Origin of the sequence: Chondromyces crocatus, from assembly GCF_001189295.1 — a bacterium.
Lineage (GTDB): Bacteria > Myxococcota_A > Polyangia > Polyangiales > Polyangiaceae > Chondromyces > Chondromyces crocatus.
Map to the genome: position 1 here is coordinate 7,823,711 of NZ_CP012159.1, position 14,359 is coordinate 7,838,069.

The 14,359-nt window shown below is 67.6% G+C and carries 7 protein-coding genes; 6 read left to right on the forward strand and 1 reads right to left on the reverse strand.

The window, feature by feature from the left end:
* Positions 1-5,298 precede the first annotated feature (5,298 nt).
* From CMC5_RS48680 to cas5c (CMC5_RS28160), 5 genes are all read left to right on the forward strand, one after another.
* Positions 5,299-7,554, forward strand: a complete 2,256-nt coding sequence (locus tag CMC5_RS48680; RefSeq protein ID WP_050433293.1) for a CRISPR-associated endonuclease Cas3'' — start codon at positions 5,299-5,301, stop codon at positions 7,552-7,554.
* A 131-nt stretch (positions 7,555-7,685) separates the two neighbouring features.
* Complete coding sequence (gene cas5c / locus CMC5_RS28145) at positions 7,686-8,345, forward strand: type I-C CRISPR-associated protein Cas5c (RefSeq protein WP_082362865.1); 660 nt, start codon at positions 7,686-7,688, stop codon at positions 8,343-8,345.
* Positions 8,345-10,333, forward strand: a complete 1,989-nt coding sequence (gene cas8c / locus CMC5_RS28150) for a type I-C CRISPR-associated protein Cas8c/Csd1 (RefSeq protein WP_063796360.1) — start codon at positions 8,345-8,347, stop codon at positions 10,331-10,333. Before cas5c (CMC5_RS28145) ends, cas8c begins: the two co-directional genes overlap by 1 nt.
* 43 nt (positions 10,334-10,376) lie before the next feature.
* Positions 10,377-11,333, forward strand: coding sequence for a type I-C CRISPR-associated protein Cas7/Csd2 (gene cas7c / locus CMC5_RS28155; protein ID WP_050433294.1), 957 nt, complete (start codon positions 10,377-10,379; stop codon positions 11,331-11,333).
* 676 nt (positions 11,334-12,009) lie between these two features.
* Positions 12,010-12,666, forward strand: coding sequence for a type I-C CRISPR-associated protein Cas5c (gene cas5c / locus CMC5_RS28160; protein ID WP_050433295.1), 657 nt, complete (start codon positions 12,010-12,012; stop codon positions 12,664-12,666).
* A 147-nt stretch (positions 12,667-12,813) separates the two neighbouring features.
* Here the strand turns inward: cas5c (CMC5_RS28160) and CMC5_RS28165 are convergent, their stop codons facing one another.
* Positions 12,814-13,236 (reverse strand): GFA family protein, encoded by a 423-nt coding sequence (locus tag CMC5_RS28165; protein ID WP_082363532.1) that lies wholly within the window; start codon positions 13,234-13,236, stop codon positions 12,814-12,816.
* 290 nt (positions 13,237-13,526) lie between these two features.
* On the opposite strand from CMC5_RS28165, the gene CMC5_RS28170 reads away from it, so the two are divergent.
* Complete coding sequence (locus CMC5_RS28170) at positions 13,527-13,760, forward strand: hypothetical protein (protein WP_050433296.1); 234 nt, start codon at positions 13,527-13,529, stop codon at positions 13,758-13,760.
* The last annotated feature ends 599 nt before the right edge of the window (positions 13,761-14,359 follow it).

Genomic DNA, 14,359 nt, shown 5'->3' on the forward strand with positions numbered 1-14,359 from the left:
AACCGAATGGGAGTTCGACATCACATTCTCCTGCATGGCACGATGAAGAGACGGTGCCGGAGGACTCGGTGACGTCCGAATCCATGCCGCAGCAAATCAGGCTGGTCAGCATCAGTAGAACGAAGAGTGAACCTAACCGTCGGGCAGTTCGCACAGCGAGCACCGTTCACTTCGTTTGATGAGCTGGCTGCTCTGACAGCCTGACCCCTCGTGCGACATCATCCATTTCCATCGAAACGATGGTCTCTGCACGTGTCGTCACCTGGCCCTTGCTCAGTTGGAACGCATGTCGATGCTTCCCTCATGAAAGAAAGCCGATCTGACATCACTCTGCGTGCGCGCAACAGAACGTGGTGGTCTGGGTTGGCTCGAAGCCGCCCAGGAATTCGCCGCCCTGAGGCGTGCATGTTCCCGGGTCGAGGCGCCTGAACTCTGCGTTCATGCTTGCGAACTGGAGTGGGATTGAGGTGAGGAGACAGCCTCCCTGGTTGTAGCCCACGGTCGTCGCGAGGCTGCGTAGGTTGCATTCGCTCTCCTCATTCAGCTCGAAAAAGACATGGCAACTGCTCGTCGCTGGGGGCACACAGTGACACGGACTGCACGATGAACGGTCCTCGACCATGCCGTGGAAGCGACGCATCTCCGGGTAGTCGAATGGGCAACTCGTGACCTCCGAGGCGCTGAAGATGCAGCGCTCGAATCCTGTCGGCGCGAGCAGGTCGCAGTCTTCTGCGTGGTTGATGCATTCCTCGCGCTTCTCGAAGGTCGAACAGGCCATGGCAAACCTGTCCCAGGCGAAGGTGGCTTGCTTGTTCACCTGAGGAGCGAGCGGCTGGCACTCGGTGCGAGATGACCCCCAGAAGATGGCGCCTTCAGGATCTTTGATGGCTGGGAAAGACCAGCAGGAACCATCCCAGCCAGGAGGAGCGAGCACGTCGAGCAAGGGTCCACCACAAGTGCCTTTGGTGATGGTGACCCCGGCGGGCAGCAAGCACTCCACATCGCTACACGCACAAGCGTCGCACGTTCCGTGGGTCTGGAGGCCTGCGTGCCCCTCGTACACCAGCGAGGGGGCGGCGTCTGGACAGGGAGGCGCAAGAGTCTGCTCTCCAGTCCATAGCCACACCGGGCCTTCCCAGCCGACAGGCGGCTGATCGTCACACTCACCCGGTTGGCAAGATGGCCTCACCGTTTCAGTGAATTGCTGGACATTCGAGTCCGTGCCGCACCCAACCACTCCAGTCAGGCCTAGCTGAACAAGGAACAGGCTTGTCCTTCGGGAGGTTTGCCCCGCAAACACCATTCGCAACGTGTGAGAATGACAAAAAACTACCGGCAGCATAAAATCGCGAATTCGAGGGAAATTCTACTATTGAACAGTGAGTGTCGAGGCTGGTGGGAGTGCCTCTGGATTCAACGGCAGCAAAATGTCGTGGGTTCGGCGGGGACGACATCCCCGATGAGCTCTCCCCCCAGCGGAGTGCATTGGCCCGGCTCGGAGCTCCGGACTTCTGCCACGATACCCCGAAAGTCTCTCGGAGAAGGAATCATCTGGCAGGCGCCATCGTCGTGGCCGACGGTCGTACCCAGTATCCGCTCGTGGCACGCAGAATCCGAGCTGAGAGCGACGAACACGCCGCAATCAGATCTCTCCGGAGCTGCGCAGTGACATGGACTGCAGGAAGTCCCATCCACGATCCCTCGGTAGAATCGGTGCATCTCGGGGTATGCCGACGGACAATGGGTTGCCTCGACCTCACTGAAAACGCACAGCTGAAAGCCGCCTTCGGGACTGCATCTCTCGATTTCGGTGGAACAGGAGATCGACGCTGGTGCCGCAGGTCTCGCACAAGCTCTGGCAAAGATATCCCACGAGATGCTCGATGACTTCTCCGGGGTCGGGAGGACTGGCAGGCACTCACTCCGCGATGATCCCCAGAAATCTACCCCTGTCGCCTTCTTGACTGACGGAATCGGCAAACACGAGCCATCCCAGTCCAGTGGTGGAAGCACCTCGATGAACGTTCCAGAACAGTCGGTCTGGGTGATTCCCACACCCGAGGGGAGCTTGCACTCGGGTTGTGTGCAAGCACATGTGCCGCAATCACCGCGCGCTTGCAGGCCCGCGTGCCCTTCGAAGACCAAGTCGGGGACATCGGTCGGGCACGGGGGCGCTTCTGCCTCTGGGCCCGACCACAGCCATACAGGGCCTTCCCATCCAAGAGGAGACATCTGAAGCAGGTCTCGCTGCGACAGGGCGCCCTCGATCCATCCGTGAAAGGCTGGGCATTGCATGAACTCAGTTGAATGATTCCCCCCCAAACGAGGAGTGCCCCTGCCCGCCAAGCGTTTTGCATGCGGATTTCTTTTGCGATATCCATTCGTGCGCAAGCCATCGCTACCACGCACAGCTCGAAGCCGTCCCGCGCCGCCTTCTGACGCGGCGCGCACCGCTCATACCGCTGTTCGCAGATGCCAGCGGCTCTGAACGACTTACCCCCTTCTACTTCGTTAGACCTTGCTTGGCTGGAACCAATGCGGATGGTTCTTTCGTGAAAGGACGTGGCTCGAACGTCACCCACCGTGCTCACAACAGAAGGTGGTCGTCTGCGCCGGCTCGAAGCCGCCCAGGAATTCGCCTCCCTGAGGCGTGCATGTCCCTGGGTCGAGGCGCCGGACCTCCGCGTACATGCTTGCGAACTGGCGTGGGGCCGCAGTGAGGAGACAGCCTCCCAGGTTGTAGCCAACGGTTGTCCCGATGGTGCGGCGGCTACAATCGTTACCTTCACTCATATCAACAAAAAAGTGGCAACCGGTCGTCTCCGGGGGCAGGCAATCACACGGACTGCACAATGAACGATCCTCGACCATGCTGTGAAAGCGACGCATCTCCGGATAGTCGGCTGGGCAGCTCATCGCCTCCGAGGCGCTGAAAACACAGCGCTCAAACCCAGGCGGCACGAGCGGGAAGCAGTCTCCTGCGAGAGCGCTGCATTCATCGTGTTCCCCTGCCGTCGAACAGGCCATGGCAAACGTGTCCCAGGAGAAAGAGGCTTGCTTCTTCACCTGCGCAACGGCCGGCTGACACTCGGTTCTCGAGGATCCCCAGAAAATGGCACCTTTCGAGTCGTTGATGGGCGGGAAAGACCAGCAAGAACCATCCCATCCAGGAGGAGTGAGCACATCGATCAGGGGTCCGCCACAATCGCCTTTGCTGACGCTGACCCCGGCAGGCAACAAGCATTCGAGATCATTGCAAGTACAGGTGCCGCACGTTCCGTGGGTCTGGAGTCCTGCGTGCCCCTCGTACACCAGCGAGGGGGCGGCGTCTGGACAGGGAGGCGCGAGAGTCTGCTCTCCAGTCCAGAGCCACACCGGGCCTTCCCAGCCGACAGGTGGCTGATCCGCACACTCACCCGGTTGGCAAGATGGGCTCACCGTGCCGATGACCTGCAGGATGTTCGAGTCCACGCCGCAGGCAACCAGAACGCTCAACCCCAGCCACACGAAGGACAGACCCGTCCATTGGGTAGTTTGTACCGAGCGCATCATTCACGTCATGTGAGAATGAGTTGGAACTACCGGCAACAGAAGCTGGCTGGTTCGAGGAGAGTTCCGCCATTCACCAGCTCTCCACCCGCCGGTTTGCAACTGCCTGGCTGGTCCCGCAACAGCTCCAATTCCACGCTGCTTATGGTCTGGATGGTGTTCGGGGGGGCACCACAAGAATTGCCATCGAGCGCGGTTTCCAATCCTAGGTTACCGCCCTGACAATCCGAACCTTCATGGAAGGTCATTCGGCCCTCGCACGTCCCCCCCTCCGGAGCGCCGCAGCTGCAGGGCATGCACGACGAGTCATCCGCCACCCCGCCGTAGAACACCCGCACCTGCGGGTAGCCCAGCGGACATGACGGCCCCCAGCCCGGCTTCGGGCTCTCGGGTCTCCCGTCACCGCCCTGGAAGATGCACAGCTCGAAGCCGTCCCGCGCCGTCTCCTGACGGGGTGCGCACTCCTCGTGCCGCTCTTCGCAGCTGCCGATGGGTCGCATCGCCTTGCACGCTTTCGCCTTCGTCTCCCATCCGAACGAGGCCTTCTGCACGGAGATCGTCACCGGCTCACACGCGCTCTGGCCCGTGGCCCCCACCCGCAGCGACAGTGGGTCCACGAACGGGGTGATGGCGAGACACGACCCGTCCCAGTCTTCGGGCAAGTCCCGCGTCATCAGCGGGACCCCGCACATGCCGTCCGCGGCGCTGGCGCTCACTCGCTGGGGGAGCTCACAGTGCGGCGGGGCGCACTCGCATCGGGCGCACTCGGGGATGGTCTTCAGGCCTCGGTAGCCTTCGTACACGGGCGCTGGAGCGCGCTCGGGACAGTTCGGTTCGTCGGCAGGTTGGCCATGCCAGAGCAGCACCGGTCCCTCCCAGCCGAGCGGTGCCGGGGGGACGCACGTGCCTTCGGGGCAGGAGCAAGGGTCTGCGCATTCGCGGCAGGGGTCGGGACACGTGTAGATGTCGACCCGGCCAGTCGTGCAGGCCACCAGCGCAGCCACCAGGAGGAGCGGGGGCAGGAGCAGCGCCGAGAGGACACGGAGCCGTGGTCGCCCTGCGCGAAGGGAGGGCGAGAGGCTCGGCGTGTGGAGTGGCTTGGCGGCGGTCACATGGGCCTCGGTCGACGCTGGCGTACGCTTGGGCGCAAGGGTCTGGTGAGGGAGCCGTCACCACGAGCGTATGCGACCTCCACGAGCATCCCGTGAGGGGCTCGTGTACCGCCGCTCTAACACGAATCACGCGCTCGCCCATGCCGTCGATGCATGCGCTGGCCGCTCTGCAGACGAAAGATGAGCCTTACGCCAAGCGGTCGGGAATTGCCTCTTTGAGTCAGATTCGCGAGCGGAGCGTACAGGGGCAGGCGGGAGAGGCACAGGCGTTCGCTGTCCCACGTCACTCCTCGCTGCCCACGCCACGTCGGGCTCCGGCGCGGCGTCCTCACCCGCGCCTGCCGGGTCCCCGCCCCGTCGTCCGCGCGGGGGCCTGGCCGTGCAGCGCCTTGGACGAAGATGGCCAGCCTCGCCCAGGCGGGTCACGCCAGACCTGACCCAATGTGGCCACCTCGCGACGACGCACGACACGAAACGCATCGCCACGGTGGGTACGCAGGAAGAAGCGACGATGCGCCGCGATGGTGGCCGCTTTCTTGCTCCTCGTTCCTTCGCCTCGATGGCGTCGGCAACGGGCGTCTCCAGAACGCTGCACTGGCGCCGCGCGGCTCCTTGTTCCCATGCTCCGAGCGTATCCATGATCCCTCATCCCGAGACCGATCCCCCTGCACCGCCCGCGGCCCTCACCCGAGCGCCGCTCGCGCACCTGGACGAAACGGGGCGTCCTCATCTCCTCGTGGAGCATCTGGAGGCCGTGGGCGCGCTGGCGGCCGAGTTCGCGGCGCGCTTCGGGACGGCAGACATCGCGCGGTGCGCTGGGCAGTGGCACGATCTCGGGAAGTACGCGGCCGACTTCCAGGGGATGATTCGCGCGGCGAATGGCTTCGAGGCGCACCTGGAGGGGACCCCGGGCGGGCGGATCGATCATTCGTCGGCGGGCGCGGTTCACGCGGTGAAGGTGCTGGGGTCCGTGGGGCAAGCGATCGCGTTTGCCATTGCGGGGCATCACGCGGGATTACCGAATGCCGCGGCGCTGAAGGAGCGGTTGCAGACGAAGATGCCGCGGTACGAGGCCGCGAAGTCAGGGGGGATCGACGAGCGCTTGCTGAGCGCCGCACTGCTGGATTTCCCGGCCTGGCTGAAGGAGGGGCGACCGTCGGACCGGATGCGGCGGCTGGAGCTCTGGATCCGGATGGTCTTCTCCACGCTGTGCGACGCGGACTTCCTGGACACGGAGGCGTTCTTCCGCGCGGACCGGGCGGCGCTGCGGGGGGATGCGCCGGCGATCGAGGTGCTCAATGGGCGGCTGCGGGACCACCTGGGGGGCTTGCAGGCGGGGGCGCGCAGCTCGGAGGTGAACCGGGTCCGGGCGGAGGTGCTCGCGGCGTGTGTGGCGGCGGCGGGGCGGAAGCCGGGGGCGTTCAGCCTCACGGTGCCCACGGGGGGTGGCAAGACGCTGGCGTCGATGGCGTTCGCGCTGGAGCATGCGGCGCGGCACGGGCTCGATCGGGTGGTGGTGGCGATCCCGTTCACCTCGATCATCGAGCAGACGGCGAAGGTGCTGCGGGATGCGCTCGGGGACGAGGCGGTGATCGAGCACCACAGCGCGCTGGATCCGGAGGAGGAGACGCCGAAGGGGCGGGTGGCCTGCGAGAACTGGGATGCGCCGGTGGTGGTGACGACGACGGTGCAGCTCTTCGAGAGCCTGTTCGCGGCGCGGCCGTCGGCATGCCGCAAGCTGCATCGGCTGGCCCGGAGCGTGATCGTGCTCGACGAGGCGCAGACGATGCCGGTGGGGATGCTGGCGCCGATCCTGGATGGGCTGCGGTCGCTGGTCGGGGAGTACGGGGCGTCGGTGGTGGTCAGCACGGCGACGCAGCCGGCGCTGGGGCGCGCGCAGGGGCTGTCGGTGGGGTTCGAGGCGGTCGAGGAGATCGTGCCGGCTTCGGTGAGGGCGTTCGAGCGGCTGCGGCGGGTGGAGGTGCGCTGGCCGGAGGAGGAGGCGCCGACGTCGTACGCGGCGCTGGCGCAGGCGGTGGCCAGCGAGCGGGATGTGATGGCGATCGTGCATCTGCGCCGGGATGCGCGGGTGCTGTGCGAGGCGCTGGATGCGGTGCTGGGGCACGAGGAGACGCTGCACCTGTCGGCGTTGATGTGCCCGGCGCACCGGAGCGAGGTGCTGGCGGAGATCAAGACGCGGAAGGGGCGCGGGGAGCCGGTGCGGCTCGTGGCGACGCAGCTCGTGGAGGCGGGGGTGGACCTGGATTTCGCGGTGGTCTACCGGGCGCTCGGGGGGGTCGACGCGCTGGCGCAGGCGGCAGGGCGGTGCAACCGGGAGGGGCTGCTGGAAGGGCGGGGAGAGCTGCGGGTGTTCCACGCGCCCACGGCGCCGCCGAAGGGCGTGCCGCAGGCGGCGCTGGCGATCACGCGGGGGCTGCTGCGCGAGGACCCGGGGCTGGATCTGTTCGCGCCGGCCACGCAGCAGGCGTACTTCCAGCAGCTTTACGGGTCGCGGAACCTGGACGCGAAGGAGATCCAGGCGGCGCGTGAGGGGCTTCGGTTCAAGGACGTGGCGGAAGGGTTCCAGATCATCGAGGACGAGTGGTCGGCCCCGGTGGTGGTTCCGTACGACGGGCGCGCGCAGGCTTGTCTGCGGGAGCTGGAGGCGCTGGGTCCGAGCCGGAAGCGGCTGCGGGTGCTGCAGCGGTACACGGTGACGGTGCCGCGGAAGGCCCGCGAGCGATGGGAACGGCTCGGGCTGGCGCGCGAGGTGGCCGGGGCGGTGGTGGTGCTCGAAGGGGCGTTCGCCGCAGCCTATGACCCGCGTCGCTTCGGGCTGGTGCCGGAGCGGGTGGGGGCGGCGGATGCTGGGGCGCTGGTGATCGAGGGGTGAGGGCTGGCGGCGCTGAGCGTCGAACCGGAGGGGAAGCGCTGACGGCGTGAGCCCCAGCGGGATGGTGAGTGCAGGGCGCAGGACGCAGGACGCAGGACGCAGGGCGCAGCGACGGCGGACGAAGGAGAGGTATGCAGAGCAAGCGGTTCAAGATCCGGGCGTTCGGGCCGATGGCTTGCTTCACCCGGCCCGAGATGAAGGTGGAGCGGGTGAGCTACGAGGTGATGACGCCCTCGGCCGCGCGGGGGCTCGTGGAGGCGATCCTGTGGAAGCCGGCGATCCGGTGGCACATCCACGAGATCGCGGTGCTCAATCCGGTGAAGTGGGTGAGCTTCCGGCGCAATGAGGTGACGGATCGGGCGTCGCCGCGGGTGCTCGACTACTGCGCGGACGAGCCGTCGCGCCGGGCGCAGCGGAACACGGTGGCGCTGCGTGACGTGGACTATGTGATCACGGCGTCGTTCGCGATGACGGAGCGGGCCGGGCCGGACGACAATGTCGTCAAGTTCGAGCAGATGTTCGCGCGGCGGCTGGAGAAGGGGCAGTGCTTCCACGCGCCGAGCCTGGGGTGCCGGGAGCTTGCGGCGTCGGTGGAGCCGGCGCCCGAGGCGGTGACGCCGATCGATGCGGCGGTGGACCGGCCGCTGGGGATGATGTTCTACGATTTCGATTACCGGGGCGGTCGGGCAGCGAGGCCGCTGTTCTTCGAGGCGCGGTTGTCGGGCGGGGTGCTGCATGTGCCCGGCTGGGAGCAGGTGCTCCGGGAGAATGCGGCGGGAGGTGCAGCGTGATGCTGCGCTCGCTGTACGCGCTGGCCCAGCGGGTGGAGGGGTTGATCGAGGATCCGCATTACGAGAAGAAGCGGATCGATTTTTTCCTCCACGTGAATGACCAGGGGGACTTCGTGAGCTTGATCCCGACCGAGGAGGGAGGGCGGGCGCTGGAGCGGATGGTCCCGCGGATGCCCAAGCGCACGGTGAACGTGGCGCCGGGCTTCCTGTTCGACAACGCGAAGTACGTGCTCGGGCTCGGCGGGAACGAGAAAGACCCCCTCAAGGCGAAGCGTAACGCGGAGCGCAACGAGGAGTGCGCGGAGGCGTTCCAGCAGGTGGTGGACGAGGTGGCGTCGGCGCTGCGCGAGCCTGGCTTGCTGGCGGTGTCGCACTTCCTTGCGCGGCGTCGGGAGCAGCTCCCGAAGGTGCTGAAGGAGCGGCCGGCGTCGACGTGGACGGGGAGCGAGCAGATCGCGTTCGTGCGCGCGGCGAATGGTGAGGTCGTGCACGATTTGCCCGCCGTACGCGCCTTGTGGGCGGCGCGCCGGGAGCGAGAGGCGAGCGAGGGGGCGGTCGAGGTGCGGTGCCTGGTGACGGGCGCGATGGCGCCGCCAGCGCGCATGCACGGCAGCGTGAAGCGGGTGCCCGGGGCGCAGACCTCGGGGGCGGCGCTGGTCTCGTTCAACGCGGAGGCGTTCACCTCGCAAGGGTTGGTGCAGGGGGAGAATGCGCCGGTGAGCCGCGCCGCGGCCGATGGGTACGTGACGGCGCTGAACTACCTGCTGGAGGGGACGCCCGAGCGGCGCTTCCGGTACGGGGTGCCCGTCGGCGCCGACGCGGTGACCGTGTTCTGGACGCGGGAGCAGCACGAGGTCGTCGACGTGTTCGCCGACCTGTTCGCGCCCACCACGGAGAGCGCGGTCCGGCTGGCGGAGGCGCCACTGCGAGGCCTCTCGCCCGCCGAGCTGGACGCCACCCCGTTCTACGCGGCCACGCTCAGCGGCAATGCCGCGCGGGTGGTGGTGCGCGACTGGATGGAGACGACGGTCGCCGAGGTGAAACGCAACGTCGGCCAGTACTTCGACGACCTGCACCTGGGGAACGCGGAGCCTGTGCCGGTCGGGATCAAGGCCCTGTGTGACTGCATCGAGGCGCCCGGGGGCCGCGGGCTCCGGCCCGACCTCGCAGCCCGCCTGTTCCGGGCCGCGCTGCGCGGGGAGCCGTTCCCGCGTGAGCTTCTCTCCGCTGCGCTGCACCGTCTTCGCCTCCCGCCCGACAAGCAGTGGGAGGCCCGGCTCCTGCGACTTCGCTGCGCTCTGATCAAAGCCACGCTGCTGCGCCTGCCGCGCAGCGGTCTGCCTGCTCTGGAGGTCTCCGTGTCTCTCGACGAACGTTCGACGCAAGTTCCTTATCTGCTCGGCCGTCTCTTTGCCGTCCTGGAGCGTCTCCAGGGCGCCGCGCTCGGCGACATCAACGCGACCATCCGCGATCGGTACTTCGGGGCGGCATCGGCGACGCCAGCGCTGGTGTTCCCGCGCTTGCTCAAGCTGTCGGTGCACCACAGCGCCAAGGCAGAAGGGAATGGGGGCTGGCTGGAGCGTCTGAAGTCCAGGATCATGGACGGGCTGCCGGCCGAGAGATTCCCGCGCACGATGCTCCTCGAAGATCAGGGGCTCTTCGCCGTCGGCTACTACCATCAGCGGGAGCGCTTCTTCACCCCTCGCCAGCCGACCGAGGCGCAGCTTCCGGCAGAGGCGACGGGTGATCACGGCGCGGCCAGCGCGACCAGCACGGAGAGCGCAGAGCGCGCGGCCAGCGCGACCAGCACGGAGAGCGCAGAGCGCGCGGCCAGCGCAGAGCGCGCGGAGACGCCAGCCACCATGGCCAGCAGCGCGGCCCCGAACAGCACAGCGACCTCTGGTAGCGCACTGACGAATAGCGCACTGACGAAAGCCAGCACCACGGCCCCGGCGGCAGAGCGGCCCTCCCGAAAACGCACGACCTGAATCGCCCCGACCGACCCCACGGCTTCCCACCAGGAGAATTCTCATGACCCAGCTTCGCCATCGTTATGACTTCGTGCTGCTCTTCGACGTGAAGGACGGTAACCCCAACGGCGACCCCGATGCGGGGAACCTGCCGCGCGTGGACCCCGAGACGGGTCAAGGCCTGGTGAGCGACGTGTGCCTCAAGCGCAAGGTGCGCAACTACATCTCGCTCAGCCGCGCAGGCGCCTCGGGTTACGACATCTACGTGAAGGAGAAGGCCGTGCTCTCGGCGCAGCAGGGCCTCGCCTACGCGGCGTTGAACCTCAAGAGCGCCTCCACATCCGAGGGCGACGAGGCGGCCGAAGCCGAGGAGCCGTCCGCGAAGGGGGGCAAGAAGGGCAAGGCGAAGCCGGAGTCGACGAGCAAAGCGTCCGATCGCGAGGCAGTCGACCGCGCGCGTGACTGGATGTGTCGTCACTTCTTCGACATCCGCACGTTCGGCGCGGTGATGGGGCTGAAGGAGAACAACTGCGGGCAGGTGCGCGGGCCGGTGCAGATCACGTTCGCCCGCTCCATCGATCCCATCCTGACGCAGGAGCACTCCATCACCCGCATGGCGGTCGCCACGCAGCGCGAGGCCGACGCGCAAGGCGGCGACAACCGGACCATGGGCCGCAAGAACACGGTGCCTTACGGGCTGTACCGTGCCCACGGGTTCATCTCGCCGCAGCTCGCGCGCCAGACGCGCTTCGAGGAGCCCGACCTCGACGTGCTCTGGGAGTCGTTCCGGCAGATGTTCGAGCACGATCGGAGCGCCGCGCGCGGGATGATGTCGCTGCGGGATCTGATCGTGTTCCGCCACGAGAGCGAGCTGGGTAACGCGCCTGCGCATCGCCTCTTCGACCGGGTGCTGGTGGAGCGGCGCGACAAGAACCTGCCCGCGCGCGACTTCGCCGACTACGCCGTCCGGGTCGAGGAAGCCCCGAGCGGGGTGACCGTGCTGCGCCCCGCGGCCTGATGGTGAGACGCGGCGTCAGGAAGGGGTCGGGAGGGCCCGCCACGGTGGGCCCAGGGGACGACGCCACCGAGCCACGAGGCAGCGAGGCCACCGAAGGCGTGGCCCCGGGAGGCCCGGGAGGCTCCACGTCGGCTCACCAGGGCGCCCAGCCGGCCCATGGCGCCCCCTCCGGCCCTCCTGGCCACCTCCCCCCTACCCTGAGCGAGGCAGACGCGCTGGTGCCGCTGTCCGGCCTCCAGCACGTGGTGTTCTGCGAGCGGCAGGCGGCCTTGATCCATGGGGAGCAGCGCTGGCGGGAGGACGCCGCCACCGCGGCCGGGCGGGTGCTGCACGAGCGCGCCGACCTGCCCGGGGGTGAGCGGCGCCGGGGGGTGTGGATTGAAACTCGTTCAGCGAGGCATCTCCTCGAGCGATCCCGAGGTCGCCCTCCTCGCCTGAGGGGGTGTGGATTGACATGGCGACAAGGACGTCGTGTTCAGCGGCAAGAACGATCGACATTCACACCTGACGAGGAGACCAGGCCGGAGCGGGTGGCGCTGGCGGGGCTGGGAACGCTGGTGCGCGAAGGGCGCGCGCAGGGAGGCGGTGCGCGTCACACCGGAGGGCGAACGCAGATGGCGCGAACCCCGGCGGAAGGGGGAGCGCAGGGCGCAGGGAACGGTGTACGACGCGAGGGATGCAGAGCAAGCCGTTCAAGATCCGGGCGTTCGGGCCCCTGGCCTGCTTCACGCGGCCCGAGACGTCGGTCGACCGCGAGAGCTACGAGGTGATGACGCCCTCCGCGGCGCGCAAGCTCTTCGAGGCGATCTTGTGGAAGCCGGCGATCCGGTGGCACGTCCACGAGATCGCGGTGCTCAAACCCGTGACGTGGGTGAGCTTCCGGAACGATGAGATGCCGGGTCAGGCGGCGCCGCGGGGGGGCGGCGACTTCGACGGGGAGGCTTCGCGGAGGGCTCAGGGGAACACGGTGGCGCTGCGCGATGTGGACTATGTGATCACGGCGTCGTTCGTGATGACGGATCAGGCCAAGCCGACCGACAAGGTCGCCAAGTTCGAGCGGATGTTCGCGCAGCGGATGGCGAAGGGGCAGCGGCACTACGCGCCGAGCCTGGGTGAGCGGGAGTTCCTGGCGTCGGTGCAGGCGGCACCCGAGGAGGTGACGCCGATCGAGGCGGGGGTGGACCGGGCGCTGGGGAGGATGTTCTACGACGTCGAGCACCGGACGGGTCACCGGGTGAGGCCGTTCTTCTTCGAGGCGCGGTTGACGGGTGGGGTGCTGCACGTCCCGAGCTGGGAGGAGGTGCTGCGCGAGCATGCAGCGGCTGGGGGCTGAGGCTCGCAGCGCGCGCGGGGGATGGGCGGTGTGGATGGCGCCCGCCGCGCGTGCGGGGGTGGGAGTTCGGTGCTGGGCTGGGGGGACGAGAGGGGGTGCGAGCGAGGCCTTGGGAGGGACGGGCTCACGCCGCAGAGAGGCACGGGCTCACGCCGCAGAGCTGGAAGTCGGGTCGCTCGGAGGTCCTTCGTCGAACCGGGGGGCGTCGCCACCGATGTGATCCCACGGTGCTTTCGAGCCGACGAAGATGTGCATCTCGAGCTGGACGCCTGGGTCGCCGTCGACGCTGCCGAGCGTCACGCCGTGGACCGACTCCCCGGCCATGCCACACAGGGTCGAGCCACAGACGCTGCAGAAGGCCAGGCCCCAGCCGTCGCCTGTGCCGTGCTTCGTCAGCCTGTCTGCTCCCGTGAGCCATGTGAAGTTGCTGCCCGGGGCGACCTCGGCATAGGCCGAGGAAGCTCCGCTGAAGATCTTGCGGCAGCGAGAGCAGTGGCACGCGCGCGCATGCTGGAGTGACCCGTCGATTCGGTAGCGGATTGCTCCGCAAGAACAGCCACCTTCAATCACGATGCATTGCTCCTGAGGGGAGGGTTGGGCGCCGAGATATGCGGCCATCCGGTGGTTCCGTGTCAAGTCGAGGAGAGGACCGTGCCAAAGGGAGGAGGGGCCGTCGCCAGACGAGCAGGGGCCGTCGCCAGACGAGCAGGGGTCGTCGCCATGAAGGGCCACGAGGACCTCGGTGGTCGTATCGACCGTGCGTCCCGTGCGCATCACGACGGACAAACGCGACGAGAGCGGTCTCCCTTGACCTCGGAGGGCGGGTGCATGCCGGCCCGGCTCTTGCTCTTCGAGGGGGCATGAAGAACCAGAAGAGCACCAGGAAGGCGCGACCGAGCAGGCCTCCGGAACCGCCGCAGACCAAGGATGACCAGGCGCCCGAGAAGGCCCGTCAGGAAGAGAGTGAGCTTGGCGGTGCGGCGCGTGGCGCTGCCATCGGGGGCTGGGTCGGTGGTGCCGGCGGGGCGGTGGTGGGGGGCGCCTTCGGACTGATCCAGGGGGCGCTCGGCGATGAGAAGGACTCCATCTTGTAGGGGGTCCTGGGCTTCGTAGGGGTCCTTGGCGCGTCTCGAGGCGCCGGTCTTCGTGGGGAGAGGGTGAGGCGTGGCGTTCGGCAGGGCGCGGTCTCGCCACGCTCTCCTCGCCCGAGCGGGCGTGGGTTGAAACCTGCGGATTGTGGTGATGCCTGCGCGCCGGAGGGAGCACGTGTCCGTGTCGTGGTCGTAGCCCTCTCCGTGGAAACGGGCGGTCTGTGGAAACGCGTGGTCCGCGGAAACGCGTGGATTGAAACGTGTCGGCAAATCCCGCGCGGCGATGTCCGCACGGTTCGTCTCGCGAAGCGCGCGGGACGTGGGTCCAGAAGGCGGAGGGGTGTGCCTCTCCAAGGATCACTCCTTCGGCGCTCTCGTTTCGCGCAGTCTCCTGGCCAGAGCTGGCATTGACCCCATGGAGCTGGTCCCGTGATTGGCCAGCACTGGCCATGGTCGACCAGCAGGGCCACGCATGAGGCGACGAGCCGCGAGCGGGCCATCGCGCAGGGCGAGCCCATCGTCCCCCCGAGATCGTCGGATCCCCTGGAAACGGGCCCCACACTGCCAAGCACAGGCGGCTGGCACGCTGGTTGATTGAGGGT

Bases quoted from the DNA above. Each gene is read 5' to 3' on its own strand.
- CMC5_RS48680 (WP_050433293.1), top strand. From the start codon at position 5,299: ATGATCCCTCATCCCGAGACCGATCCCCCTGCACCGCCCGCGGCCCTC.
- cas5c (WP_082362865.1), top strand. From the start codon at position 7,686: ATGCAGAGCAAGCGGTTCAAGATCCGGGCGTTCGGGCCGATGGCTTGC.
- cas8c (WP_063796360.1), top strand. From the start codon at position 8,345: ATGCTGCGCTCGCTGTACGCGCTGGCCCAGCGGGTGGAGGGGTTGATC.
- cas7c (WP_050433294.1), top strand. From the start codon at position 10,377: ATGACCCAGCTTCGCCATCGTTATGACTTCGTGCTGCTCTTCGACGTG.
- cas5c (WP_050433295.1), top strand. From the start codon at position 12,010: ATGCAGAGCAAGCCGTTCAAGATCCGGGCGTTCGGGCCCCTGGCCTGC.
- CMC5_RS28170 (WP_050433296.1), top strand. From the start codon at position 13,527: ATGAAGAACCAGAAGAGCACCAGGAAGGCGCGACCGAGCAGGCCTCCG.